At 66.8% G+C, this 26,287-nt stretch carries 18 protein-coding genes; 6 read left to right on the plus strand and 12 right to left on the minus strand.

The window, feature by feature from the left end; translation table 11 throughout:
- The first annotated feature begins 193 nt into the window (after nt 1-193).
- The 3 genes from I6B53_RS07970 (at nt 194) to I6B53_RS07980 (ending at nt 9,512) form a co-directional block, all read left to right on the plus strand.
- Nucleotides 194-3,187: a family 20 glycosylhydrolase gene (locus tag I6B53_RS07970; RefSeq protein ID WP_216763735.1), complete on the plus strand. Its 2,994-nt coding sequence runs from the start codon at nt 194-196 to the stop codon at nt 3,185-3,187.
- A 130-nt stretch (nt 3,188-3,317) separates the two neighbouring features.
- A complete protein-coding gene (locus I6B53_RS07975) occupies nt 3,318-7,805 on the plus strand; it encodes a beta-galactosidase (protein ID WP_216763736.1) in 4,488 nt (1,495 codons plus the stop codon).
- A 180-nt stretch (nt 7,806-7,985) separates the two neighbouring features.
- The gene (locus tag I6B53_RS07980; protein ID WP_216763737.1) at nt 7,986-9,512 is read left to right on the plus strand and encodes a hypothetical protein; all 1,527 of its coding nucleotides are present in this window, start codon (nt 7,986-7,988) and stop codon (nt 9,510-9,512) included.
- A 53-nt stretch (nt 9,513-9,565) separates the two neighbouring features.
- Here I6B53_RS07980 and I6B53_RS07985 read toward each other — a convergent pair whose 3' ends face one another.
- The 4 genes from I6B53_RS07985 to I6B53_RS08000 all read right to left on the minus strand — a co-directional run bounded on the left by I6B53_RS07985 (nt 9,566) and on the right by I6B53_RS08000 (nt 12,773).
- Nucleotides 9,566-9,943, minus strand: a complete 378-nt coding sequence (locus I6B53_RS07985; protein WP_216763738.1) for a chorismate mutase — start codon at nt 9,941-9,943, stop codon at nt 9,566-9,568.
- A gap of 50 nt (nt 9,944-9,993) precedes the next feature.
- On the minus strand, nt 9,994-11,247 hold the full coding sequence (clpX, locus tag I6B53_RS07990) for an ATP-dependent Clp protease ATP-binding subunit ClpX (RefSeq protein WP_216763739.1): 1,254 nt from the start codon (nt 11,245-11,247) through the stop codon (nt 9,994-9,996).
- 246 nt (nt 11,248-11,493) lie between these two features.
- Complete coding sequence (locus I6B53_RS07995; RefSeq protein ID WP_216763740.1) at nt 11,494-12,153, minus strand: ATP-dependent Clp protease proteolytic subunit; 660 nt, start codon at nt 12,151-12,153, stop codon at nt 11,494-11,496.
- A complete protein-coding gene (locus tag I6B53_RS08000; RefSeq protein ID WP_216763741.1) occupies nt 12,150-12,773 on the minus strand; it encodes an ATP-dependent Clp protease proteolytic subunit in 624 nt (207 codons plus the stop codon). The genes I6B53_RS07995 and I6B53_RS08000 overlap by 4 nt, the downstream gene beginning before the upstream one ends.
- 205 nt (nt 12,774-12,978) lie before the next feature.
- Between I6B53_RS08000 and I6B53_RS08005 the strand changes: the two genes are divergently transcribed.
- Complete coding sequence (locus I6B53_RS08005) at nt 12,979-14,112, plus strand: sensor histidine kinase (RefSeq protein ID WP_216763742.1); 1,134 nt, start codon at nt 12,979-12,981, stop codon at nt 14,110-14,112.
- Nucleotide 14,113: 1 nt separating this feature from the next.
- Nucleotides 14,114-14,752, plus strand: coding sequence for a response regulator transcription factor (locus I6B53_RS08010; protein ID WP_216763743.1), 639 nt, complete (start codon nt 14,114-14,116; stop codon nt 14,750-14,752).
- Nucleotides 14,753-14,788: 36 nt separating this feature from the next.
- Here I6B53_RS08010 and I6B53_RS08015 read toward each other — a convergent pair whose 3' ends face one another.
- The 4 genes from I6B53_RS08015 to I6B53_RS08030 all read right to left on the minus strand — a co-directional run bounded on the left by I6B53_RS08015 (nt 14,789) and on the right by I6B53_RS08030 (nt 18,999).
- Nucleotides 14,789-15,286 carry an ABC transporter permease gene (locus I6B53_RS08015; RefSeq protein WP_216763744.1) on the minus strand — a complete coding sequence of 166 codons (498 nt, stop codon included), beginning with the start codon at nt 15,284-15,286 and terminating at the stop codon, nt 14,789-14,791.
- Between the two features lie 273 nt (nt 15,287-15,559).
- On the minus strand, nt 15,560-16,540 hold the full coding sequence (locus I6B53_RS08020; protein ID WP_216763745.1) for an ABC transporter ATP-binding protein: 981 nt from the start codon (nt 16,538-16,540) through the stop codon (nt 15,560-15,562).
- Between the two features lie 440 nt (nt 16,541-16,980).
- A complete protein-coding gene (gene tig, locus I6B53_RS08025) occupies nt 16,981-18,327 on the minus strand; it encodes a trigger factor (RefSeq protein WP_216763746.1) in 1,347 nt (448 codons plus the stop codon).
- Between the two features lie 111 nt (nt 18,328-18,438).
- Complete coding sequence (locus I6B53_RS08030; RefSeq protein ID WP_216763747.1) at nt 18,439-18,999, minus strand: hypothetical protein; 561 nt, start codon at nt 18,997-18,999, stop codon at nt 18,439-18,441.
- A gap of 170 nt (nt 19,000-19,169) precedes the next feature.
- Here I6B53_RS08030 and I6B53_RS08035 point away from each other — a divergent pair, with 170 nt between their 5' ends.
- A complete protein-coding gene (locus I6B53_RS08035) occupies nt 19,170-20,603 on the plus strand; it encodes an MBL fold metallo-hydrolase RNA specificity domain-containing protein (RefSeq protein WP_216763748.1) in 1,434 nt (477 codons plus the stop codon).
- Nucleotides 20,604-21,055: 452 nt separating this feature from the next.
- On the opposite strand, the gene I6B53_RS08040 is transcribed toward I6B53_RS08035, so the two are convergent.
- The 4 genes from I6B53_RS08040 to I6B53_RS08055 are packed head-to-tail and all read right to left on the minus strand — an operon-like array spanning nt 21,056 to nt 26,218.
- Nucleotides 21,056-21,922, minus strand: coding sequence for an ABC transporter ATP-binding protein (locus I6B53_RS08040; RefSeq protein WP_253953827.1), 867 nt, complete (start codon nt 21,920-21,922; stop codon nt 21,056-21,058).
- Nucleotides 21,919-24,255: an FtsX-like permease family protein gene (locus I6B53_RS08045; protein ID WP_216763749.1), complete on the minus strand. Its 2,337-nt coding sequence runs from the start codon at nt 24,253-24,255 to the stop codon at nt 21,919-21,921. The genes I6B53_RS08040 and I6B53_RS08045 overlap by 4 nt, the downstream gene beginning before the upstream one ends.
- Nucleotides 24,249-25,574, minus strand: a complete 1,326-nt coding sequence (locus I6B53_RS08050; protein ID WP_216763750.1) for an MFS transporter — start codon at nt 25,572-25,574, stop codon at nt 24,249-24,251. Before I6B53_RS08050 ends, I6B53_RS08045 begins: the two co-directional genes overlap by 7 nt.
- A complete protein-coding gene (locus I6B53_RS08055; protein WP_216763751.1) occupies nt 25,571-26,218 on the minus strand; it encodes a TetR/AcrR family transcriptional regulator in 648 nt (215 codons plus the stop codon). The genes I6B53_RS08050 and I6B53_RS08055 overlap by 4 nt, the downstream gene beginning before the upstream one ends.
- Between the last annotated feature and the right edge of the window lie 69 nt (nt 26,219-26,287).

The following is a 26,287-nucleotide window of genomic DNA, read 5'->3' on the forward strand; positions in this document are numbered from 1 at the left end:
CCATTTCCCGCACACCCACATATGTCATTTGAATGCCGATGGATACTCTGTAAAGGCGTGGACCGCACCCCCTCCACAGTGTTACCGTGTGCATGCGTCATCAATCTGTTTTCAGCCTTACGCGACGAAGCGGGGTCATGTTGACAGGCTCCCCATTCCAGTGCCTGTTCGTTCACCCGAAAGGTGTTCCCGCATGCCTATCTCCAGACCTGCGCACCGATGCGCATCAGTCTTCCTCGCCCTCTTCGCCCTGGTCGTGTCCATGATCGTCCCCATCGCGCCGGCTTTCGCCGATCCCGCATCTCCTTCACCCGATGCAGCCGCACAATTGCGGGGGAAGGGCCTGAGCAGAGTCGTCCCCGCCCTGCGTTCGATCGAGCCCGTTTCGGGAGTGGCCCCGTGGATCCTCCGCGCAGGGGCCCGCGTCCTGGTCCCCGAAGGTCACGACGGCCTCCGTTCCGACGCGGAGCTGTTCGTCGACGAACTGCGCACGGCCCTGTCGGCTCCCGACGTCTCGGCGGTGCAGGGAGCCGCAAGCGAGGCCCGCCCCGGCGACATCGTCCTGGCCGTGGATCCTTCCCTCGACGTACCCTCGGAGGAGGGCTACCGCATCGACGTCAAGGAAACGGTGACGATCACGGGCAAGAGCCGGGTGGGCGCCTACTGGGGCACCCGCTCCCTCCTGCAGTCGATCTCCGCCTCGGGTGGCGCCGAAGCGGCGGTGGTTACCGACTGGCCCGACGTGGTCGAACGCTCCTTCCACATCGACGCCGCCCGCAAGTTCTACTCCAAGGACTTCTTCCTCCGCCTGATCCCGGAACTGTCATGGCGCAAGGTCAACGTCCTCCAGTACCACTTCTCCGAGAACGAGGGCTTCCGCCTCACCTCGGAGACCCATCCGGAGATCGTGTCGGACGAGCATCTGACCAAGGACGATCTTCGTGAGCTCATCGCCTTGGCCGCCCGATACCACATCGAGGTCATCCCGGCGCTGGACATGCCCGGCCACCTGCGCCACGCACTGGCCAAGCACCCCGAATGGCGCCTGGGAAACACCGACGAGGCCCGCAAGGGGCTGGACTACTCGAAGAAGGAGGCCCGTGACTTCGTCAAGGAGCTCCTCACCGAGTACGCTCCCCTCTTCCCCGGCGACAAGTGGCATCTGGGCGCCGACGAGTTCATCGACTTCGCGAGGGCCGAGTACACCTATCCCCAGTTGAAGAAGTACGCCGAACAGGCGACCGGGAACCCGAATGCGACTGTCGCCGACGGCTTCACCACCTTCATCAACGAGATGATCGGGCACCTGGAGACCCTGGGCAAGACCGACGTGCGCGTGTGGAACGACGGTTTCTACCGCTCGGACAACAAGCAGAGCGTCGAGCTGTCCAAGAGCGCGACGATCGACTACTGGACCGCGTGGGACGCCAAGATGGCCCCTGTGACGACCTTCGTCGACAAGGGATACAGGCTGGTCAACTTCAACGACAAGTACATGTACTACGTCCTGTACTACCCCAACGGCGCCTACCACAATCGTCCCAAGCCGGACGTCGTCTACAACGAGTTCACGGCCGGCACCTTCCCGACGAATCACCAGCACACCCAGTACCAGTGGCCCAGGCCCTACCCGCAGTGGCTGCGTGGAGCCTCCTTCGCCATCTGGTCCGACAACGCCCCGATGGAGACCGAGGAGCAGGTCGCGCAGAACTCCCGGCCCCTCGTCGACGCCTTCGCCGCGCGCACGTGGAACGCTGACGACAATCGCGACCACGCAACCTTCACCTCCGACATGAGCGCCGTCGGACCCGCCCTTGTCGCACCCCCCAAACAGGACCTCACCGTTTCGGCCGCTCTTGGGGCCGATCCTGGAGCGGGCGAGGTCTCTGCCGGATCGGAGCTGTCCTACACGGCCTCGGCCACGAACACCTCCGCCATCGAGGTCAAGTCCACCGTGACCATCGATTCCTCCGCCACGGCCAAGGGCCTCAAGGCCGACCAGGTGAGCGTCAAGGTCGTCGACTCGGCCGGCAATGCTCCGCAGGCTCCCTCACGCAATGTCGCCCTCGCCTCCGAGGGGGCCACGGTGAAGGCGTCGGGAACGGAGACACTGTGGAACGGTCAGCCCTCCCAATTCACCCCCGACAATGTCATCGACGGCTCCACCGCCGCAGACTCGCGCTGGTCCTCGAACTACGCCGATGACGCGTGGATCCAGGTCGACCTGGCCCGTCCGATGGTGTTGGACAAGGTCAAGCTCTCCTGGCAGGAGGCCTGTGCGCCGACCTACTCGGTGTCCGTCCTGAAGGAGTCCGGCCAGTGGGTCTCCTTGGGCGAGCGTTCCTACACCTGCCCCACGGGCAAGACCGCGGTGGGTCTCGACGAGATCCCCGTGACCACCGACGACCCGGTGTCGGCCCTCAAGGTCCAGGCCACGAGCCGCCGTTCCTTCAACGGAACGAAGTACGGGGTCTCCCTCTGGGAGATCGAGGCCCTGACGCCCGGCGGCCCGGCCGCCATCCCCGCGCCCAGCGTCCAGGCCGGGGTCATCACCTGGACCGGCGACCTGGCCGCCGGCAACCGTGTCGACCTCATGTGGAAGGGTGCCGCCCCCGACACTGCTGGAGCCCAGCTTCCCGTCAGCATGAAGGTGCGCGTCACCCAGGCGATCAACGAGGGCGCCGCCTCGGCCGAGATCACCCACTCGGTGGCGAACACCCCGGCTCCGCCCGCCAAGCCGACCCTCAGCCTCGACAAGGACACGGTGCGCCCCGGTGATACCGTCGTGCTCACCGGAACCGGTTTCGCCCCGAAGGCGAAACTCACGGTCGACCTGCACTCCGACCCGGTGCGTCTGGCCGAGCCGGTCGCCGATGCCGACGGGAAGTTCACTGCGACGCTCACGATTCCGACCTCGACGAAGCCGGGAGCGCACACCCTGGTGGTCACGGACCGTGCGGCCCAAGTCAGTGCCGAGGCGAAGCTGACGCTCACCCAGGCCCCCGGCGCCTCCCCCGACCCGAAGCAGCCGGGGGGCAAGCCCGGAGCCTCCACGCCCGGCACCAAGCCCACGGACAAGAACCTGGCCCTGACCGGCGCCCCTGTGTCCATGGTCGTCGTGGCACTGCTCGCCCTCGTGGTGCCCGGTGTCGCCTTCACTGTCGCCGCGCGACGCCGGATGAAGTAACCGGACCCCTGCCGGTGGGCGAGGAAGTCCTCGCCCACCGGCACCATGGCACAGGATCGCCCGCGGGCCAGTGCCCGCATGTGGAGCCCATTCCCTCCTCACCCAGTCATCCCTTCTTCCAGGAACGATCATGACGAAACTCTTCAAACCCTTGTCGGCAGCGTCGCTGGCCCTCGCTCTCGCGTTGACAGGAAGCGCCGGATTCGTCGACGCCGCCCAAGCCGCACCGACCTCGTCGACAGTCTTCCCCCGGGCGAACATCCTCTTCCCCGGCAACGACGGCAAAGCCCATACCGTCACCTTTGACGAGCACTCGTTCATGGTGGACGGACAGCGCCTCAACATCTGGTCCGGCGAGATCCACTACTGGCGTCTGCCCGACGTCAACGGGTGGCGCGACATCATGCAGAAGATGCGTGCCAACGGATACAACGCCGTCTCCCTCTACTTCTTCTGGGGAATGCACCAGAGTGAGGAGAACGGCCCCTTCGACTTCACCGAGAACACCGTGAAAGATCTCGACCTGCTCCTGCGGATCGCCAAGGAGGAGGGCCTGTACGTCATCGCCCGCCCCGGCCCCTACGTGAATGCCGAGATCTCGATGGGTGGCCTTCCCGCCTACATGAGCAACTTCGGTGGAGGACTGCGATCGACCGACTCCAAGGCATTGGAGGCCTCGAAGTCCTGGCTCAAGGCCGTTGACGCGATCATCGCCAAGCACCAGGTGACCACCGGCGGCGGTTCCGTCCTTCTCTACCAGGTGGAGAACGAACTGGTGGACGCCAACAGGCAGGACGTGGAGTTCCTGAAGGAACTGACCACCCAGGTGAAGAGTGATGGAATCACCGTCCCGACCTTCCACAACGACTACAACCTGAATGGGCTTTTCAGCGACACCTCGTCGACGGGACTGGACTTCTACGCCTACGACAGTTACCCCGTCGGCTTCAATTGTTCGTCCCCACGCAAATCGATCAGCGACTCCGAATTCAAGTTCAGGGTGCACGCGCCGAAGAGTCCACATTTCATCACGGAGTCCCAAGGCGGCGCCTTCACGCCCTGGGGGGCGTCCTTCAACGCCTCGAAGTGCTACGAGTACACCGATGAGGCATTCACCCGCCAATGGGGTGCGCACAACATCGGCAACGGCGTGACCGCATTCAACTTCTACATGGCGTTCGGCGGGACGAACTGGGGATGGACGGGTTCCCCCGCTTCGGGATTCACCTCCTACGACTACGGGGCAGGAATCACCGAGGACCGGATGCTCACGGCGAAGGCCGGGGTGCAAAAGGAGATCGGGTACTACTCCAAAGCCGTTCCCGAACTGGCTGGGATGGGCCCGGTGACGGCACCCAAGCCGTCAATCGTCTCGGGCTCCTCCGTCAACGTCTACTCGCGCCTGAACTCCTCGGCGGACTCGGTGACGGGCAATGGCGCTCGAACCCTGGCAATGCGCCTGTCGGACTCGAATGACGAGACTCCGACGTCCTTCACCATTCCGCTCAGCCTCGGAAAGCCGAAGAACGGACCGCAGGACAAGGCGGGCTTCTCGACCGACGACCGGGATCCGGCCGTCGTCTACAAGGGCCAGTGGAAGACCACGGAGGATCCGACCGCCTGGAAGAAGACGGTGACGGCCTCGGCGAATGCCGGGGACTCCGCATCCTTCTCGTTCAAGGGCGGCGGGATCCGCCTCATCACGACCACGGGCACCGACCACGGTCCCTTCACGGTCGCCATCGACGACGAGGCTCCTGTCGAGGTGACGACGACACGGGTGGACACCGACCAGAACAAGCCGCTCCAATTCGAGGCCTTCAAGAAGGCGGGGCTGGCTCCGGGCGACCACCGCATCACGGTGACCAACACCGGCGGACAAGTGGTCGGGATCGACGCCTTCGACGTCCTGGACCCCGTTGGCGAGTCCCCCGTGGTCGTCAACGACTCCGAGACCTCGACCATCTCCTTCACGGGCGGATGGCAGCACGCCACCGGACAGAATTGGACGGCCGGGGACATCAACGGGGACGAAACCTTCTCCAAGACCGCCGGGGACAGCTTCGCCTTCGAGTTCGAGGGCGTGGGTTTCGACATCATCGCCCCCCATTCGGAGAACCACGGTTCGGCCAGTGTCACAGTCGATGACACCCCGGTGGGCAAGACCGAGGAGAAGACCACCAGCAGCCCCCTCCCGCAGCAGACCGTCTTCTCGTGGAGGGCGGCCGACACGTCGGCTCCGGCCCGCCACAAGGTGAAGGTCACGGTCGACGGCGCCCCCTTCCCCGGCTCCTCGGACACCTACGTCAGTCTCGACGCTCTTCGACTCTTCCCCTCCGCCGCGTCCCTTCCACATGAGGACATTCCCTCGCCCGATGACGGTTCCGTGATGTGGCCGCGCATCCCGCAGAAGGAGGGGACGACTCTCACACTCAACGGGCGTGACGCCCTGCTCGTGACTGCGGACAAGAAGCTGGCCGGTCGGGACCTCTACTACACGACCTCCCAGCTCTTCGGCCAGCCCCTTGTCACCGATGCCGGTCATGTCCAGTACCTTGTGGCGGCCTCGGGCAGCGCAGGAGAGACGGTTCTCCACTACTCCGACGAACCGACCGTGGTTCTGCCCGACGCAGTGGAGAAGACCTGGGACTCCGCCTCGGGGCAGTTGCGTCTCAACTACGTCCACAGGGATGCCCCGCAGGACATTGCGATCACCGACGCCACCGGCACCTTGGTCCTGCGTGTCATCGACAGGAAAGCTGCGGCAACGACGTGGCTGCTCGACGGACACAACGGCTCCGACGCCTTCAGCGCGGCCGTCGAAGGGGTCGAACTGGCCCGGACGGTTCGCATGGAGGGCACTTCCCTGGCCATCACCGGATCGGCCTCGTCGTCCGGCGAGATCCGCGCCATGGCTCCCCTGGGCACGACTTCGGTGACATGGAACGGAAAGGCTCTGGGCGATCCTGCGGCAGGGGTCTCGACGGGTTCTGTCGACGGGCCAATCGCCGTTTCCGACCAGGAACTGCATTTCGTGTCGGCACAGGACGACTCCGAAGCAAAGGTCAACCACGACGACTCGACGTGGGTGCTCGCCGACGCCACTGCATCGAAGCAGTCCGAGGAGTACGCGGGCATCCAGCGCTACAGGAACCGGGACGTGAACCAGCAGGGTCCTGGACGCCACCAGAAGGTCGTCCTCGACTCGAATCACTACGGATTCCACTCGGGATCGGTCTGGTACCGCGCTTCCTACACCGCCGACTCGGACGATCCCCAACTGTCCTTCCTCGCGACGGCCTCCAAGGGAGTGCCGCCGCAGGGCAAGAACCCAGGTTTCGCCCAAGTCTGGGTCAATGGGACCTACGCCGGGGCGATCGATGCCACCGGTGGTTGGAAGTCGGTCTCGGCCCCGACCGGAAGCGTCAAGGCCGGCGAGAAGGTTGTCGTCGCGGTGCTTGTCCACAACCTGGGTCTGAGCCTCGACTGGAGCAACGGCTCCGGGAATGCCAAGTCGCAGTCCAAGGAGAACCGTGGCCTCTTCGATGCCCAACTCGGCAACCGTGGACCTGTGACGTGGAGGATAAAGGGAGCCTCCGCTGAAAGCGCCCGCATCGCCGAGACGAACCCGTCGGGGACGATCTACAACAACGGCGGTCTGGGAGGCGAAGCACTCGGATGGCACATGCCGTCCTTCGACGACTCGGCGTGGGTGAAGACCTCCGATCTGCACGCTCCCTCCGCCGGCGTCCACTGGTATCGCGCCCATGTGAACCTTGACGTGCCCGAAGGTCAGGACACGGCTTTCCGTCTGGACGTGAACTCCGATCGCTTCACCTCGCGCGCCGACAAGGCCCAGATGACCCTTTTCGTCAACGGTTGGAACACGGGTGTGTACATCGGTGACAAGGGGCCGCAGAATTCATTCACCATCCCCTCCGCTTTCCTGAATCCGCGCGGCGAAAACGTCATCGCCGTGGCGCTGGCGGCGAAGGAGGCCGGTATGGGTCCCGAATCGATGACCCTTCGCGTCCTGCACTCGACGACGCTTCCCGTGCAGACCACTCCTGAGCCCGACCCTCAACCCGAACCTGATCCTCAGCCGAAGCCGGATCCCCAGCCCAAGCCGGATCCCCAGCCTCGACCCGAGCCCGACCCCAAGCCCCAACCGACTCCAAGTGTCGAGGTGAGCCCGGCCCGGGCGGCTCGCGGAAGCACAGTGACGATCACCGGCCGCGGTTTTGCGGCGAATTCGCAAATCGAGGCCGTGCTCCATTCCGACCCGATCGTTCTTGCACGGGCCACCAGCGACTCTTCGGGCACTGTCTCGATCTCGGCGACCATCCCCGAGAACGCGGCAGTGGGAATGCACCGCGTCGTCCTCACCCAAGTGGGCACGTCCTCCAGCGCGTCGACTCCTCTTGAGGTCCTCCAAGCGGATCGGGCAGGAACGCCTTCGCCTGGTCGCAATGGGAACAAGTCCGGGACCGAACAGGGGTCGCAAAGCGGGGGCCTGGCATCAACCGGATCGAGCGCCGCACTCGTGGTCGCAAGCTCTGTTCTTCTTCTCGGCGCAGGATTGCTCCTGCTGCGGTTGAAGGCGCGGCACGTGGAATGAGGCGCGAGCGATTCGTCTGATTCCGGGGGGCGGGAGCGTCGGGCCATTGAGGTCCGCGCCCCGCCCCCTGTTGCCTTCATTTTCGGCACGTGCCGCTCTGGTCTGCATGAATGTGAAGGCAGCATGTCCGGACAATGTTTCCAACAGGACGGGGAAGCAACTTCCCGGTTTAATGGTGGCATGACTCACACGGGACTGCCTGGCTCGGAGAAGGACCTCGACGCCCTTCTCACACAGGACCCCACCACATCCCACGCACAGTTGGCCCGCATCGCGGCAGCCCGCTCGGACCTGCACGCGGCCCTTGCCGCACACCCGAACGCTTACCCGAAACTGCTCGAATGGTTGGCCACGTCCACAGATCCCACCGTGCACAAGGCATTGGCCGCCCGACCGACCACACCCCCGCCGGGCTCCGGGCAAACGCCGGACATGGCGGCATCGGCCACGTCGAACACTCCCCTGCCGCCCCTGGTCGAGGCGCTGTGGCGCTTCGTGCGTCGCAAGCCCTTGCAGGTCGGCGCCACGGCAATGCTCTTCGTCCTCGTCCTGGTCCTTGGAGGATGGGGCTTGGCGCGCCTGAACGGCGACGGAACCTACGCCAATGCCACCGAGTGGTCGCACGCGTGGCTGTCCGGCAACGAGGTCGTGTGGACCGTCCCGGCCGAAGAGGGAGCCCAGGCCACCTTCCTGACCGCCTCACGCGACGGGAAGCACCTGGTTCGCACCTCCACCCTGTCCCCCACCCAGCGGCGCCTCACCGCCTACACGCTGGAAGGCACCAGTGTCACCGAGTCCTGGAGGACCGACTTCGAGGTGGGCGCGGACACCCAGACGGCCTCGGTCGTGTGGCGCTCCTACGTGGTCACACCGAGCTCCCTCTACGACCAGTCCACGGGTGAAGCCACCGAGGTGCCCTGGCCCAAGGGGGCGTGGGTGTCCTCCGACGGCGATCGGGCCGTCGCCTGCACGGCTGCCGGGGACTGTTCCCTGTGGACGGGCCTGGGCGGCCCCAACTGGGAGGTGCATGTGGACGGTTTCGCGGCCGACTACGGGTCGATCCCCCTGTCCCACACCCTCGTGTCCGGGGGCGCCGAATTCACCTACGTGCCCGGCGCCCAGGTGCTCATGAACTTGCGCACCGGCGAGCAGGTCGACTTGGGGCTCAAAGGCTCCTCGGTCAGCACCTTCCTGGCCCTGGCCGACGGCTGGGTGCTGGTCGACGGCGCGAGGGCCCATGTGTTCGCAGCCGACGGGACGAAGGGCGAGACCTTCGACATTCCTGTCGACGCAGAGATGCGCACGGACCTGCCCGTCAAGCACGGCATGCTGACCACGGCGGAGTTCAGCGCGTGGGTGAAGAGTGGCGACACGTCGTGGGCGAAGACGAAGTGGAAGGTCCTCCAGCGGGAGGAGTGCAGCAAGATCGCGCTTCTGGAAAGCGCAGTGGCCCTGCCTGACACCTGGTACATCGAAGAGTCCGAGGGCACCTGCGTGCTGGCCAGTGCCGGCATTCCCGCCACCGTGTCCCAGACGAAGGGCCTGTACCGTTTCGGCTTCGAGTCGCCGGTGCTGGTCGACATGTTCACCGGCCAGAGCGCCCCGGGGCCGGCGGGCACCAGCGCCCGTGGTGTGCTGGTCACGCCGGAGATGTGGGTGTCCGCGGGGGCTGACGGTGCGATGTCGGCCTATACGCCGACCAAGTGAGGCACCACACCAAGTGAGACACCACCTTGGCGACGCCGCCGCCACGAGGGCGCTCAGCCCTCCTTCGCCTGGGCGGCGGCCTCCATGCGATAGCCCTGCTTGATGTCCTCGTGGTGGCGGATGACTTCGGTGACCATGAATGACAAGAACTTCTCCGCGAAGTCCGGGTCCAGTCCGGCCGACTCGGCCAGGGCCCGCATGCGCCGCACTTGGCGGCGCTCGCGCGCGGGGTCCGCGGGCGGCATGTCGTGGCGGGCCTTGATGTGACCGACCCTCTGGGTGCAGCGGAAGCGTTCGGCCAGGATGTGGATGAGGGCGGCGTCAATGTTGTCGATGGTGGCTCGCGCCTCCAGCAGCTCGGCGGGCAGCCCTTCCCCGAGGCCGCGGATGTCTTCGCTGCGCGGATCGCTTGCGACGGCCCCATCACCCATGACGCTCCCCTTTTCCCTTCCCGGTGGCCCGGCGCCGGGCCACCGTCGCCTCAGGCCGAGCGGATCCCCCGGCGGCCCTCCGCGTGCAATTCGGCTTCCCCCGTGCCTTCGACGCAGTCGCGCGTGATGACCACCCGGGCCACGTCGGTGCGGCTGGGCAGGTCGAACATGAGGTCCGACAGGGTCTTTTCCATGATGGAGGCAAGCCCACGTGCGCCTGTGCGGCGCTTGTTCGCCAGGGCTGCGATGGCCAGCAGGGCGTCGTGGGTGAAGTCCAACTCGATCCCGTCGAGGTCGAAAAGGTGCTGGTACTGGCCGACCAGCGAGTTCGTGGGCTCGGTGAGGACCAGGGTGAGGTCTTCTTCCGAGAGTTCCTTCGTCGAGGTGAGAATCGGCAAACGTCCGATGAATTCGGGGATCATGCCGAACCTGTGGAGGTCCTCGGGGGTGACTTCCTCGTAGAGGTCTCCCATTTCCTTCACGGATTTCAGGTCGGTCCCGAATCCGGTGGAGCGCTGCCCCAAGCGGGCCTTGACGATTTCTTCGATTCCGGCGAATGCGCCTGCCGCGATGAAGAGGATTCCGGAAGTGTCGATCTCCAGGAACTGCTGGTGCGGATGCTTGCGCCCCCCTTGGGGCGGCACGGATGCCACAGTGCCTTCGACGATCTTGAGCAGGGCCTGCTGGACGCCCTCGCCGGAGACGTCACGGGTGATGGAGGCGTTTTCCCCTTTGCGGCCGATCTTGTCGATCTCGTCGACGTAGATGATGCCGCGTTCGGCCTTCTTGATGTCGCCGTCGGCCTCTTGGATGAGGCGCAGCAGGATGTTCTCCACGTCCTCGCCCACATAGCCCGCTTCGGTCAGGGCGGTGGCGTCGACGATGGCGAAGGGGACTTGCAGCAGGGAAGCCAGGCAGCGGGCAAGGTGGGTCTTGCCGGTTCCCGTGGGGCCGAGCAGGAGGATGTTCGACTTGGTGCCGAGCATGTTCTCCTCATTGCCGGCCTCGCGTGAACGCACCCGCTTGTAGTGGTTGTAGACGGCGACGGACAGGGCCTTCTTGGCGCGTTCCTGGCCGATGACCCACGAGTCCAGGTACTCGTAGATCTCCTTGGGTTTGGGCAGCGGGGTCTGCGAGGCGGTGGGCTCGTCGGTGAGTTCTTCCTCGATGATCTCGTTGCACAGGTCGATGCATTCATTGCAGATGTAGACGCCGGATCCGCCGATGAGTTTTCGCACCTGCTTCTGGCTCTTGCTGCAGAAAGAACACTTGAGCAGCTCTGCGCCGTCGGTGAGTCGGCTCACGTCGGGTCCTCCTGCGGGGTCTCGGTGGGTGCGGACGGGATGGCTCCCAGCGTTTTCAAGCTTATGTCAGGGGGTGTCGCGGTGCCAGAGGGCACGCGGACATCTCGCCGCAGGTGTGATGGGTGACGAGGGCGGGGCGGGTTCGCATGAGGTGAGGGTTCGCCCAAGGCTACTTCTCATCCTTGTCCAACCCTTTGCCCCGCCCTCGTTTCCGGATGAAGGAGGTGGCCACCGGGGCCGTCGGCGTCAGTGTGCGGTGGGCTCGGCGGACTTTCGGTAGGCCAGTACTTGGTCGACCAGGCCGTAGTCCTTGGCCTGGGCGGCGGTGAGGATCTTGTCGCGTTCGATGTCGCGGCGCACCTGTTCCACCGGCGTGCCCGAGTGGCGTGAGATGGTCTCCTCCAGCCACAGGCGCATGCGGTCGATCTCGTCGGCGACGATCTGGATGTCACTTGCCTGACCTTGGATGCCCTCCATGGCCGGCTGGTGGATGAGGACGCGCGCGTTGGGCAGTGCCAGACGCTTGCCGGGGCTGCCGGCCGCCAGCAGAACCGCCGCAGCGGAGGCCGCCTGACCCAAGCACACGGTCTGGATCTGCGGCTTCACGAATTGCATGGTGTCGTAGATGGCGGTCAGCGCCGTGAAGGAGCCGCCGGGGCTGTTGATGTACAGGGTGATCAGAGAGTCCGGGTCCTGCGATTCGAGGACCAGCAGCTGCGCCATGACGTCGTCTGCGGAGGCGTCGTCCACCTGCACGCCGAGAAACACGATCCGGTCCTCGAAGAGCTTCGCGTAGGGGTCCTGGCGCTTGAAACCGTAGGCGGTGCGCTCCTCGAAGCTGGGCAGGACGTAGCGCGACTCGGGCAACTGGCGGGCGATCGCCTCGAAGTAGGGGCGGGTGCTCATCGGGTCTCTCCGTCCTCGGCGCGGCGGCCGATCTCCTGCGGGGTCTCCACCATCCGGTCCACGAAACCGTATTCGACGGCTTCGCGGGCGCTGAACCAGTGGTCACGGTCGGCGTCGGCCTCGATCTGCTCGACGGACTTGCCGGTGCGGGCCGCGGTGATCTCCGCCAGTTCCTGCTTCATCTTGAGGATCAGGTCGGCGTTGATGCGGATCTCCGTGGCCGAGCCTCCTGCCCCGCCCAGAGGCTGGTGCAGCAGCACACGCGTGTGGGGAGTGATGAGGCGCTTGCCGGGGGTGCCGGCGGTCAGCAGGAACTGGCCCATGGATGCGGCCAGGCCCATGCCGACGGTGACGACGTCGGGCTTGATGTACTGCATGGTGTCGTAGATGGCCATACCTGCGGTGACCGAACCGCCGGGGCTGTTGATGTACAGGTAGATGTCGCGGTCCGGGTCCTCTGCAGCAAGCAGGAGCATCTGGGCGCAGATGGCGTTGGCGTTCTCGTCGCGGACCTCGCCGCCCAGCCAGATGATGCGCTCCTTGAGCAGACGCTGGTAGACGGCGTCGCTCAGACCCGCTGCGGTCTTCCCGCCGCCGTGGGCGGTGAAATCGCTGGTCACGTTTCCTCCACTTCAGGGGTCTCCCCCGCTCCAGGGGCCCACCGCGCGCGGGCGCCCCTCTTCGACCGTGGGTACGGCCGTACCCGGCCGATCCCGACTGTCCTCAAACCTACCCGGTGACGAGGCCGACGCCGCCTTCGCAGAGCGCCTTTTCGCTGACGGCGCACCGGAGTGGTCACAGGCGCCTGACGTTACGCTGTGGACCATGAAGCCTCCTGCGACCCCGGACTCCCACCGATTCAAGGTCACCGAGGCGGGTCTGGCGGGTTTCGTCATCCACGTGGTGGTCGGATACGCCCTGCTGCTGGCCGTCCTGACGGCCATCGACACCACGCAGCAGCACCCGTGTCGATCGATCGGGTTGGTGGCCAGCACCCTGGTCGCCGTCCTCTTCCACCTCGTGCGCCGATGGGTCATCGCCCAACGCCCGGTCTCATGGCTCTGGGGCGCTGCGGCAGGGGCGCTGGCGCTCACCTCCTTTGCCCTGTCGGACAACTGGGCGATGTTGGGTGTGGCAGCGGCGTGCATTGCCATCGCGGTTGCACCCAAGTGGTGGGTGTGGCCCCTCGAAATCATCCTCTTCGCCGGCGCAATCCTCAGCATTTCGATTCCTGCCCCGCAGATGGTGGCCGTCGAGTCCGCGATCATCCTCATCTCCACCTTGGTCACCGTCATCCTGTACGTCCTGGTCCGCGTCATCACCCTGCTGCGCCAGCTCGACGTGGTCCAGGAGGAAATCGCTCGCACTCGCGTGGACCAGGAGCGCCTGCGGATCGCCAGGGAACTGCACGACGTCCTGGGGCGCACCCTTGTCGCAGCCTCCTTGCGCAACCAGGCAGCGATCCAGTTGTTGGCGACCTCGCCGGACAAGGCGGCGGCGCAGATGGAGGCCACCCACAAGACCCTGGCTTCAGGCCAGTTGGCCCTGCGTTCCTTGACGTCGGGGGTCGTCGTGGCCGGACTGGCCGAAGAAGTTGCTTCCGCAGCAGCCCTGTGCCACGTGAAGAGCATCAACACCTCCCTGGACGTCGCCGAACTGCCCGACGGCCCACACTCCAGGTTCTGCGCCCAAGTGGTCCGTGAAGCCGTCACCAACATGCTCAAGCACGCCCGGCCGACGACCTGCAGCATCACGATCCGTCACAAGGGCGACACGCTGGTCACTCGCATCGTCAACGACGGGGCACCGGCCGGCAACGAGTCCGCAAGCGGGACGGGCCTGGCCGAGCTGCGCAAGCGGGCCGCGGCCATGGGTGGAACACTGGAGGCCGATCAGGACGCACAGGGACACTTCACGGTCACAGTGCGTCTGCCCGCCGCCGACCTCGTCGAGGAGTGACATGAGCCAGGACCCGACCGTCCCCCGGACACCCGTGCTGCGTCTGCTCATCGCCGAGGACGTGGATCTGGTCGCCGAGGCCTTCGAAGCCCTGCTCAGTGTGGAACCCGCCTTCGAGGTCGTGGGGCGCGTCGGACGGGGCGACGTGGTGGCCCGGACCGTCCTCGACCTGTCAGCGGACGTCGTCGTCATGGACATCGACATGCCCGGGGCCACAGGGATCGAGGCAACCTCCCACGTCAAGCAGGTGGCGCCCGACTGCAAAGTCCTGCTGCTCACAGCCCTGCCGGGCAGCGGTCACGTCCACAGGGCCCTGGCCGCCGGGGCCGACGGCTACCTGGTGAAGTCGACGACCGGCGCCCGGCTGTTGGACGCCATCAAGAAGGTTGCCGCCGGTGGGACCGTCATCGACCCGGACTTGGCGGCCGACGCCCTGCGGGTGGGCCCCTGCCCACTGACCGACCGCGAGGTCGAGATCCTCACCCCGGTCTCGCAGGGTGCCACAACGGAGGAGACCGCGGGTGTCCTCTTCCTGTCGGCCGGCACCGTGCGCAACTACCTGTCCAATGCCATGACCCGCTTGGGGGTCTCGACCCGCATGCAGGCCGTGTCCCTGGCGACCGAGCGGGGCTGGCTCTGAGGCCACGGCCTCGTCACCGCCCCGCTCCCGTCCTCGTCAGCGGCTGGATGCCGAACGACGGAAGGCCACAAGCGCCAGGGCCACGAAGAGTGCGGTCCAGACCGTGAAGACGGCTCCGGCCTGGACGGGTGCCGCCGACAGGCCCGACATGATCGCCTTGCCGGTGTCGGCGATCTGGAAGGACGGGGTCCACGTGGTGATGGCGGCCAACCAGTCGGGCATCATCTCCCGCGGCATCCACAGGCCTCCGACGATGGAGAAGAGCATGAGGACGGTCATCGCGGCCGCATAACTGCTCTCCTGGCGGGTCACCAGGCCTATGACGACACCCAGGGCCGCAAAGACCGTGGACCCCACGACCACCACGCCCAGGGCCATGGCCAGGTGCGCCGGATCCAAGGGCACGTGATTGACGACGACCCCTGAGATGAAGACACCCAGAACCGCCGGGACCCCCAGGAGGATCGCCGAGAGGATCTTGCCCCCACGATGTCGACGGGGCGCAGCGGCGTCAGGGTGAGGTACGAGAACCAACCGCTTCCCCGCTCCTGCGCCAGCCGGTTGCCGGCGATGGTCAGGCAAGCGGAGAGGGTCGCGAAGGTCGCCATGTTCATCATGTAGCCAGTGGCGAAGGCCTGGAGTTTGTCGGCGGGCAGGTTCCCGCCGTTGAGCTGGACGAAGACGATGTTCATCGCGATCGGGACGACCATCGTGAGCAGAAGGAATCGGGGGGTGCGCAGGATGCGGCGCACTTCGAAGGCGACGTAGGAATGCATGGGAGTTCCTCCTTCGTGGATCCGGTGGCGCTCAGGCGCGGTCGGGGTCGATGACGGAGAGGTAGGCCTGGTCCAGGCTGGCCTCCTGGATGGTGATGTCAACCGCTTCGGGCAGCAGGTTGACCAATTCGCGCAGGGTTCGGTCGGCATTGCTCGTGTGCAGGATCTGCAGGCCGTCGATGCAGGAGTGGGACAGGTCGCCGCTGAGGCGCTCCATCCAGTTCTGCGGCGGGGTGGCACCCCACCGGAACTGCACCTGCGGGCGACCCGCGCGTGCACGCAACTGCTCGGGGGTCTCATCGGCGACGACCCTGCCGTGGGCGATGACCAGCACCCGGTCGGCGGCGGTCGCGGCCTCCTCCATGTGGTGGGTCGTGAAGAAGACGGTGCGCCCGAGTTTCGCGGCGGTCGAGCGCACGGCGTTCCAGAAGGTGTAGCGGCTGGCCACGTCCATCTCATTCGTGGGTTCGTCCAGGATGAGCAGTCGCGGCTGGCCGACCAGGGCCAAGGCGAAGCGCACGCGTTGGCGTTCGCCGCCGGAGAGCCTTTCCACGCGGCGCCCGGCGACGTCCCTCAGACCTGCCAGGTCAATGGCCTCATCGACGTCCATGGGGCGGGCGTGCTGGCGGGCCATGAAGGCGACCAGTTCGCGCACGGTCACGCAGTCGGCCATGCCGGCGGATTGCAGCATGACCCCGATCTCCCCTTGGCGCACTGCCGCGCGGGGTGCCAGACCGAAGATCTGGACGCTGCCGCGGTCCGGGTTGTTGAGGCCCAGCATGAGGCTGACCAGCGTGGACTTGCCGGCACCGTTGGGGCCCAGCAGGGCGACGATCTGCCCGGGTGCGACATCCAGTTTCACGTCGACGAGGGCGGGGGAGGTGGCTGACGGGTAGGTGAAGCCCAGACCCGAAATCGCCACGGCCGGGACCGTGCCCGATGCTGCGTGGCGTGGGCGGGGGTCCGGGGACGAGGCCGGGCCAGTTCTGAACCTGGTGCTGACGGCGGTCATGGCTTTCTCCTTCAAGGCGTTCTCGATCTTGTCGGGGAGCAGGTCCGGCCGCTCGAAGGGCCCCTCTCCCATACCGAAAACGTTAGGAACCCGGGGAAATGCCCGGTAGTGGGAGGTGTCCACTCCTTCATGTGACAGGTGTCAGGTCCTGCCCCCGTGATGGTCGCCGGCTCTCCGGGTCTGAGGTCAGGTGCGGAGCCAAGGCAAGGACCGCAGGCTCCCAGAAGGAACACCGTGGACTCGTCGAGCGGCGCAAGGCTGCCTTCGCCACCGGAGCCGGTGACGCCAATCAGGTCTGGCCGTTGGAGTTCACCGAGTTCGAGACCACCCCCGGCGCGTCCTGGCCTCTGGCGGGATGGCGCCAAGTCCAACAGGGAAAGGGCCGGCACCGCTTTGGCGGTGCCGACCCTTCGAGTTCTCGCAGGTACGAGCTCAGGCGATCATTCGCCGGATTCAGCAGACTCGATCGCCACGGCCACATCCTCGACGGCGCCGTCGGCCTCGTCCTCGTCGGACTCTTCGACCTCGACGGGGGCCTCACCCAGGAAGGCGGACAGGTCGACGACCTCGCCGGCCGTGTCCTTGACGGTCACACCACGCAGGGCCTCGACCAGCGCCTTGGCGCGACCCAGGTCCGCGATGACCGAGGACATCTGCTGCGGGGAGGAGAACAACTGGTTGATGTCCACGCCATAGGTCTGCGACATCTGGATGGCGTAGTCGATGAGCTCCTGCTGGCCCACCTTGACGTCCAGCTTCTTGGCGAGGGCCTCGGAAAGCAGCTCGGTGCGCAGCTCACGCTCGATGGCCTCACGCGCCTCCTTCTTGTCCTTGGCGGAGGCGCCCTCCTCGACGCGGTGCTCGACCTCGTGGTCGACGGCCTCGGTGGGCAGAAGGATCTCGACCTTGTCCAACAGGGCATCGACCAGGCGGTCGCGGGCCTGAAGGGCCTGCTCGGAGGTCTTCTGCTTGGAGACCTGCTCACGCAGGTCGGCCAGCAGTTCCTCGGCGGTGTCGAACTCGGAGACCATCTGGGCGAAGTCGTCGTCGGCCTCGGGCAGCTCACGGACCTTGACGGACTTGACGGTCAGGGTGACCTCCGCCTCCTCGTCCTTGTGATCGCCGCCTTTGAGTGTGGAGGTGAAGGTGACCTCGTCGCCGGCCTTCGTGCCGCGCAGGGCCTTGTCCTGGCCGTCGAGCATGTTGCCCGAGCCGATCTCGTAGGACACGTCGGCCACGGAGTCGACCTCTTCACCGTCGATGGTGGCCACCAGGTCGATGGTGGCGAAGTCGCCGGTCTTGGCCTTGCGGGTGACGGGCTTGAGGGTTGCGAAGCGGCCGCGCAGGTCGTCGAGCTCCTTCTGGACGTCCTCGTCGGAGACTTCGGTGGTGTCGACCTCGATGCCGTCGAGCTCGGGCACCTCGAAGCTGGGGACCACGGCCACTTCGGCGGTGAAGACCAGCTGGCCGCCGGGGGCGCCGGAGGTCGCCGGAATCTCGGTGACCTCGACCTCGGGCTGGGTCATGGGGCGCAGCTCGTGCTCGGCCACGGCGTCGGAGTACTGGCCGGGCAGGACCTCGTTGACGACCTGCTCGATGACGGCAGCGCGGCCGAAACGCTGGTCGATGATGCGAGCCGGGACGTGACCCTTGCGGAAGCCGGGGATCGAGACCTGGGAGGCGATGTCCTTGTACGCCTTGTCCATCTCGGACTTGAGTTCCTCGTAGGGGACCTCGACGGTCAGTCGAACCTTGGTGGGCTCAAGGGTCTCAACGGTGCTCTTCACGGATTGTTCTCCAACGTCTTGTCCGGTGGGTGCGCAAAACGGGCGCACGACAACCCGACGATTCTATGTCAGCGCGCCACTTCGATGCCACGACGGCCAGCGGCTTCCTCGTCACACAGGGGCGTCGCCGAGCGCCACGTCACCCTCACCCACAACCCCTTCCTCGCCCTCGGTGGCGCGCCCGGCCATGACCGCCTTTCGATTGTCTGCGGCGGCGGCCCTCATGAACCCGAATGCGCAGCCCCACACCAGGGCCACATGGATGGCGAGGTATCGCGCCGAGTCATCACCGGGCCCACCCGCGAACGCGGGAATGGTCTGCAGGTGCTCCACGAGCAAGAGGAAGGGGTACCAGGTCCACCCCACCGGCACCATGAGCAGGTGCAGGACCGTTGGCACGGACGCGGGCCGCACTGCCCCGTCGATCCGGATGCGCGCGGCCAACGGACCCAGGGTGAGTTGGCGCGCCAGCGCGTTGAACAGGGTGATGGGGACGGCCAGGAACATCAGGACCAGGCCGGCTGCCGGTTCGTGGCCGAAGAACACGCCGGTGAGGATGAACAGGACGACCATTTCGAGCACGACGATCGAGAAGGCGAATGTGGCGGCAGAAAACCAGGACGCCGCCTTGGTCATGGGGGACGGCACCTCTTGCGCGCCAAGGTTCGTCATGCGACAAGTCTGCCCCATCGGCCCCTTCCGGGGGGCGAGGGCGGCCTTTCGTTCCCACGCCTCGCCCTGGATCCCGGAATGGCCGACGCACGCACACGATGCGGATGATTTCCGAGACGTGCGTCACCTTTCGCCGCGCGTCGCATGGGTGAAGGGGGCAGGCTGGAGGCATGGGAACCACGACGCTGTCCTTCCTCGGAGCGGCCGGAACCGTCACCGGCTCCAAGCACCTGCTGACCCTCGATGCACACACCGCCACGCCCCGCCACATCCTCGTCGACTGCGGGATGTACCAGGGCGAGAAGCACCTTCGCCGTCTGAACTGGGCGGACTTTCCGATCCCACCCTCATCGATTTCCGACGTGCTGCTCACCCACGCCCACATGGACCATTCGGGGATGCTCCCCCGCCTGGTCAAACAGGGCTTCCACGGGCGCATCTGGTGCACGCGGGCCACTGCGGACCTCACTGAGATCATCCTGCGCGATTCCGCCTTCCTGCAGGAGCGTGACGCGGAGTACGCGCGCGAACGCGGATACTCAAAGCACCGCTCCCCCGAGCCCCTCTACCGGATCGGCGACGTGGAGAACACTTTGCCCCTATTCCGCACCGTCGACTTCGACACCGAATTGGACCTGGGAGACGCAGTGGTGGCCACATGGGTGCGCAGCGGGCACATCCTCGGCTCGGCCTCCATCCACGTGCGCACCGACGAGGGTTCCGTGCTCTTTTCCGGCGACATCGGGCGGCACACGCACCCGGTGCTGCGTCCCCGCGAGATCCCGCCCGGGGCGGATGTGGTCCTGGTCGAATCGACCTATGGGGACAGGGAGCATTTCGAGCCGCAGGAGCCGCCGCACGAGGTGTTCGCCGACGCCATTCGACGCACGATCGAACGCGGCGGGTCGGTCCTGGTGCCGGCCTTCGCAGTGGATCGCACGGAGGTGGTGCTGCACACCTTGGCGCGGATGCAGGCCGAGGGCCGGATCCCACGGGTTCCCGTGTTCATGGACTCGCCAATGGCGCTGGCGTCACTGCGGATCTACCAGGCGCCGCGCAATGCCGAGGAGTTGACGCCCGAGGTCCAGGGTCTGGCCCTGTCGGAGCTGGACCTGCGAGAAGTGCGCGACCCGAGGCAGTCCCAGCGCCTGAACCACCCGGAGCAGCCGTGCATCATCATTTCGGCCTCCGGCATGGCCACCGGCGGGCGTGTTCTGCACCATCTGGAGACGATGTTGCCGGATCCTCGCCACACGGTGGTGCTCACCGGATACCAGGCGGTGGGTACGCGCGGACGCGCGCTGGTGGAGGGTGCGCGGCATCTGAAGATGTACGGCGCATACGTGGCGGTGCGCGCGCAGATCGTCAGGGACGAGGAGTTCTCCGTGCACGCCGACGGCTCCGAACTGGTCGACTGGATCGCCGCCCTGGACCCGCCGCCCAGCCACGTGTTCTGCGTCCACGGAGAGCCGGAGTCCGCGCAGGCCCTGTCGGAGCGCCTCGGTGACGAGGTCGGGGTGGTGGCCGTGGTCCCCACACGGGGCGAACACATCCGGGTCCGCTCGGGCCGAATCCGCCAGGTCAACGCCACCCTCAACCCGTGAGATTCGTCCGTCATTCCGCGAGATTCGTCCGCCGTCCCGTCGGCGAAGGCACACGCAGGAGTGCGCCCACACGCGTCTTCGCCGGCACCAGCGTCACCCGAAGCGACATCCAGGCCCGATTCCGGGACAATTTGTCGCACTGCGTGACGCTTGTGCGTCCGCGAGTGCGGCTTGCCCCAACATCTCGGCCGATGCCAGCACTTTCCACGACACCGCCAACACCTGCGTGCGCCCGATCGGGCTCACCTCATGCGCCCGCCTCTTGAGAGGTTTGCAGTTGGCCAGACACCAAACGAGAACAGCAGAATCACTGTTCTTGTCCGACTTAGGTTCCACAGGCCCGAGAGACTCAGCCCCCGAGTTCAAGGATGAGTTTCACGACACCAAGGAAGAACTTCCCGATACGACGGACGATTCTCACGAGGAGGGGTGGCTTTTGACACCGCATGGGTTCAGACTCCGTGGGCGGCAAGGACTTCGCTGACTCGCGCCAGCCGCACGTGCCGGTCGGCGCCACTGTCGCGGCCCAGATGCACTTCCTCGGCAACCCGGCCGTCGACCAGCACCACCACCCTATCTGCACGCGCGGCCACTGACGCGTCGTGGGTCACCAGGATGATGGCCGTCCCGGCCGCGTTGATCGCCCCGAGGACGTCCAGCACCTCTGCGGCGCTGGCCCTGTTCAAAGCACCGGTCGGCTCATCGCCGAGCAGCAGCTGCGGCTCGTTGACCAGCGCCCGACAGATCGCTGCGCGCTGCAGCTGACCGCCGGAGACCTCGTCGACGCGGTGCCGCGACAAGTGGCCGACGCCGACGCTGTCCATCAGCTGCTCCACCCGGGCCAGGACTTCGGGGCGGGGATGCGTGCGCGCCACCAGGCCGGGCAGGGCCACATTGTCGCCGATGTCCAGGGTCGGCAGGAACTCAGGCTTTTGGAAGACGAAGCCAAGGGTGCGAAGGCGCCGGGCGGCGCGGGTCTCCTCGTCGGCGGCGGACAGGTCCTCACCGTCGAGCATCACTTGGCCGCTGGTGGGCACGTCCACGCCGCCGAGCATGTGCATGAGGGTCGACTTTCCGGAGCCCGACGGCCCCATGACGGCGACGAACTCTCCGGGAGCGACCGCCAGGTCCACCCCGTGGAGGACCCGCACCTGGCCCCAGTCCTTCGTGACGGCCCGAGCCTCGAGGATGGGACGGATTGCGGCCTCGGGCCTGCGGGTCGCCACAGCCTCGGGGGCAGTGGCTCGGCGGGCGGCAACCGGATCACGGTCCGGGTCGGAAACGAGGCCGGAGGCGGCAAGCAGCGTGTTCGTGTTCACGAGAGGGTCCTTCCGTTGGTGGCGCGGCGCACGGCAAGGCCCACGCCGACAAGGGTCACGGCCAGCAAGGCAAGCGGCGCCGCGACGATGACAATGAATGGGTCGGCAAGAAGTTCGATCCCGGGCGCCCCGAAGGCGGAGAGCACGGCCGCAAGGACCTGCCCGCCCATCAGGCGGCTGAGCAGGACGCCCGCGACGATGCCGACGAGGGCGACAAGGCCGGCTTCAAGAAGCCGCTGACGGCGCACCTGCTTGACGCTCACTCCCGTGAGCAGCAGTGCCCGAGTCCACGGGGCTTCGCGCAGGAACTGCAAGACGGCGGCCAGGTGCAGGACGAGGAATGTGGTGGCCAGGGAGAGTGCAGCCGCGCAGGCTGCCACGATCGCCGTTTGCCCGCGAGTGGCGCCCATGGTCTGGGAGGCGTATTCCTCGACCACACTGACCTTCACACCCGGCCCCTTCTGACGCATGTCGTCCGCCCAGGCGGTCGAGTCGGCGCCTTCGACAAGGTCGATGGCGAGAAGCTGCCATGTGGTCTCTCCGGCCGGCAGATCGGTGACCTTCGCCGTCCGTCCGCCATTGGTGACGTCGGAGTAGATGCCGCTGACCCGCAGCGACACTTCATCTTCTCCGCCTTGGGGACGCATGCGGACGCTCTGCCCCACGGTGACTCCGGCCTGCTCGGCCTGGGCGTGCGAGAGGGCCACTTCACCTGCGCCGGGCGCGGCCCCGGCCTCGTAGCGCAGGGGGAAGGTTGCGTGTTGTCCGGCCTCGACGGGAAGGGAGGCCCATTGCCCCTCCTTGTCGGGCACCTCCCACTTCTGTGCTTCGAACACTTCGGCGGCACGGACTTGCGGGTCCGCGTCGACCTGCGTGGCGACCTCGACCAGGTCGGCCTCGTCGGCGCGCACGTCAAGGCGTACGTCCACACCCTGACCGATGCCCAGGAATGTGGCGAATCGTGGGTCGGACAAGGTGGTGGCCAAGTTCGCGGGGACGCAGGACACTACTGTGGCGATCGCCAGGACGGCGGCCAGCAGGATTCCGCGGCGGCTGAGGGCTCCGCGCAGGGCCAGGGCGACGGGGACGGGCAGGTTCGGGCCCGTGGCCAGGCGACGAGGGCGGGACGGCCCGCGCTTGGTGCCACGTCGGCCGGCAGCCGCGCCGGTGGCTCCACGCAGGGCTTCGAGGACGGGCTGGGCCAGGACGCGACGAACGACGAGGACGTCGACGACCAGCACCATGAGGGTCGCCACCAGTGCCGTCACGACCGGGAGAAGCAGCATCGGCCACGTGGTCGGCGGCGTGCCCAAGGGCAGCAGGACCATCTGATCGACGGCCCGTCCGACGGGCATGGCCACGAGGTGTCCGAGCAATGCGGCCAGCACCGCCAGGGTCAGATTCTTTGCCAGCAGCATCCCCATGACGTCTCGGCCGGGTGCACCGATCACCCGCAGGGCGGCGATGCGTGGCATGTCGGCCTCCAGCGAGGCACTGACCGCCAAGCCGAGGGCCAGGGCACACACCGCGCCCAGCAGCAGGGCCAGCAGGATGGCGATGGCGGCGACCAGCATTGTCGACAGTCCGTTGACCAGTTGCAGGACTGTGCGGTCCACGCCGATTCCCTTGGCGGGAAGCCCTGCGGCCACGTAGGAGTCGAGCACTCCCGACATGCTGGCGCCTTCCGTGAGACGCATTTCGACCAGGTGCTCGACCTCGTCCATGGCCGCATCGATCCGTTTGAAGTCCTCGGGGCTGACCACCAGGCGCTTCGACATGACGATCGAGGAGTTCATCTGGGCGTCGCGCACGAAGTCGATGACTTCCAGTCGCAGGTCCAGGTTTGCGCCACGCACCTCGACGAGGCCGCCGACCTTCGCCTGGCCACTGAGCAGGTAGTGGATGGGCAGGGCGATCTGGCCGCTCTGGGGCCGTAGCGGATTGCCGGCGGCATCCACCAGCAGGTCGAATCGCCGGCTCTGGGTGACGAAGGCGGGTTCCAGGACTGAGTCGTCCTGGCTGACCCCGGCGATCCACAGGGCCGAGCCGGGAGCCGGGATGGTGCGCATGACCTCCACGTCGGCAACGTCGGGGCGGCTGGCGGCCCATTCGGTGATGCGCTCGATGGTGGGCGCGTCGATGTCGGCCGAGTGCATCTGGACGATGTCCGGCGGTAGGGCTTGGCGCCACAGTTGGTCGATGGCGGCTCCTGTACGCATGAGCAGTGTGGTGGATGCACTGACCAGAGTGGCCACCAGGGTGAGCAGAAGCAGGAGGCACAGGGTGACCACGGGTGATCGGCGCAGGTCGGCGATGAGCAGTCGGGTCAGCATGGCGCCACCGCCTTGTCGGACGCCGCCTGGTGCGGCGCGGGGGCTCCGCCTGTCGCCACGCCGTCGTCCGTCTCACCGGTGGGGTCCAGGACGCCTCTGAGAAGGTGCGATCCCACTCCGACGGCGATGACGGACAGCCCCATGATGGTGACCAGGACCGCGCTGCCGCGTCCCGCTCCGGTGCCCATGACCACTCCGATGCTGTCGGCCCACGAGCCGCCTTGGGCCATGAGGGGCTCCATGACCCGGTCGGCCAAGGGCCCTGCGGCGACGAAGGCCATCAAGTACCCGGCTTGGGAGAGCGGGGAGATGAGGCCCCAGGCTCGCGCCTGGACGTCCACATGCAGGCGGGAGCGCACCAGCGCCTCCGCGCCGGCGTTGCAGATCGGCAGGACGAGGAACAGCGCCAGGCCGACGGCGCCGATCCACACGGGGTCGGGACGCAGGGCGAAGGCTGCCATGGCCACCCCCATGCCGACCAGGCCAAGAGTGAGCAGCGTCGTGGGGCGCATCGAGCCGAGCGGGGCCAGCAGGGCCGAGCCGAGCAACAGGCCGATTGCGGCCACGGTCTCCACCGTTCCGACGGTTTCGACCGAGGCGATGGGCAGCAGGATCGGCTTGAGCAGGGTCTGGACGGTGCCGGTGGCCACGGTGACCATGCCGATCAGCATGACCGCCGTGCGCACGGGGGTGTTGCCGACCACGGCCTGCCAGCCTTCACGCAGCTCTGCAAGGACTCCCCTGTCGCGCCGCGAGAGGCGAGTGCCCACGAGTTGGCGCACGTACAAGCTGATGCCGACGGTCACCAGGCATGTGGCGGCATCGATGGTGACGATGCCGACGGTTCCGACAACTCCGACCAGGAATGCGGCGGCGATGGGGGCCAGGAGGAACTTGGCGGCGGCTGCCAGGGAGAACAGGCCGGAGGCGCGAACGTACTCGTCCTGGCTGACCAGGTCGGAGACGCTGGCCTTGAGGGCGGGTTCGGTGAGGGCCGCGAAGACGGAGGAAGCGGTGACGCCGACCAGGATCAGCCAGGAGGGAGCCTGTGTGAGCAGGGCGGCGGCGACCAGGGCCAGTCCGAGGACGGATCCGCCGTCCCCGATTGCCATCATGAGGCGACGGTCGTGCCGGTCGGCCATGACGCCGGCGACGGGTGCCAGCAGCACCACTGGGGCGAATGCGCACAGTTGGGCCAGTGCCACGGCGGTGGCGCTTTTGTGGACGGCGTACATGTGGACGCCGATGGCGAAGGCGGTCATGCCGGTGCCCAAGGAGTTGACGAAGGCGCCGAGGACCAGCAGGTGCAGGGGTTTCATGAGTGGACCTCCTCGGTGCGGACGTCCAGGGTCTGCAGAGCGGGTTCGAGAAGGCGACCACTGGGCACGCCGAGGAGTTCCTCGGCGATGGTGAGGATGCCGACGATTCGCCGCTGGGCGTGTTCGTTGGCGTCGGGGAAGATGCCGGTGTCGGTCAGGGTTCCTGTTGCTGCCAGCAGGACTTCGCAGGTGGTCAGCGGGTCGGTGCAGTGCAGTTCTCCGCTGGCGTTGCCTTCTTCGACGAGGGCGACCAGGACCGGCGCGATGTCGCGGACGAGGGCGACCAGTGCGAGCAGGTGGAACTCGGCGTTGCGTGTGGCGTTGAAGTGTTCGACCAGGGCGTCCTCGTCCTCGCTGACCCTGTTGCCTGCGATGACGGCCAGGATCCTGTCGACGACGCTTGCGGGGGCGGCGGCGGCCTGGCGGGAGCGCTCGAGCATCTGGGTGGCTTGGCGCTCGACGATGCCCCGCAGGATCGCCTCCTTGGAGGGGAAGTGGTGGTAGAGCGTGCCCTTGGCCACGCCGACCTCCGCCATGAGTTGGGCCATGGTCATGCCCTGGTAGCCGTGGTGAAGGATCAGTGCTTCGGCGGCGTCGAGGATTTCACCTCGGCGCACATCCGCGGTCTTGACGATGCGTGTCATGTCGGTCTCCTTGTCAGTGCCCCCACCCTAACTGACCGACCGCCGGTCGGTCAACACCTGAACCTCCCC

Source organism: Schaalia sp. 19OD2882 (assembly GCF_018986735.1).
Lineage (GTDB): Bacteria > Actinomycetota > Actinomycetes > Actinomycetales > Actinomycetaceae > Pauljensenia.

What these genes read in the sequence shown, in the direction of transcription:
- I6B53_RS07970 (WP_216763735.1), top strand. Translation starts at nt 194, where the DNA reads ATGCCTATCTCCAGACCTGCGCACCGATGCGCATCAGTCTTCCTCGCC.
- I6B53_RS07975 (WP_216763736.1), top strand. Translation starts at nt 3,318, where the DNA reads ATGACGAAACTCTTCAAACCCTTGTCGGCAGCGTCGCTGGCCCTCGCT.
- I6B53_RS07980 (WP_216763737.1), top strand. Translation starts at nt 7,986, where the DNA reads ATGACTCACACGGGACTGCCTGGCTCGGAGAAGGACCTCGACGCCCTT.
- I6B53_RS07985 (WP_216763738.1), bottom strand. Translation starts at nt 9,943, where the DNA reads ATGGGTGATGGGGCCGTCGCAAGCGATCCGCGCAGCGAAGACATCCGC.
- I6B53_RS07995 (WP_216763740.1), bottom strand. Translation starts at nt 12,153, where the DNA reads ATGAGCACCCGCCCCTACTTCGAGGCGATCGCCCGCCAGTTGCCCGAG.
- I6B53_RS08005 (WP_216763742.1), top strand. Translation starts at nt 12,979, where the DNA reads ATGAAGCCTCCTGCGACCCCGGACTCCCACCGATTCAAGGTCACCGAG.
- I6B53_RS08010 (WP_216763743.1), top strand. Translation starts at nt 14,114, where the DNA reads ATGAGCCAGGACCCGACCGTCCCCCGGACACCCGTGCTGCGTCTGCTC.
- I6B53_RS08020 (WP_216763745.1), bottom strand. Translation starts at nt 16,540, where the DNA reads ATGACCGCCGTCAGCACCAGGTTCAGAACTGGCCCGGCCTCGTCCCCG.
- I6B53_RS08030 (WP_216763747.1), bottom strand. Translation starts at nt 18,999, where the DNA reads ATGACGAACCTTGGCGCGCAAGAGGTGCCGTCCCCCATGACCAAGGCG.
- I6B53_RS08035 (WP_216763748.1), top strand. Translation starts at nt 19,170, where the DNA reads ATGGGAACCACGACGCTGTCCTTCCTCGGAGCGGCCGGAACCGTCACC.
- I6B53_RS08045 (WP_216763749.1), bottom strand. Translation starts at nt 24,255, where the DNA reads ATGCTGACCCGACTGCTCATCGCCGACCTGCGCCGATCACCCGTGGTC.
- I6B53_RS08050 (WP_216763750.1), bottom strand. Translation starts at nt 25,574, where the DNA reads ATGAAACCCCTGCACCTGCTGGTCCTCGGCGCCTTCGTCAACTCCTTG.
- I6B53_RS08055 (WP_216763751.1), bottom strand. Translation starts at nt 26,218, where the DNA reads ATGACACGCATCGTCAAGACCGCGGATGTGCGCCGAGGTGAAATCCTC.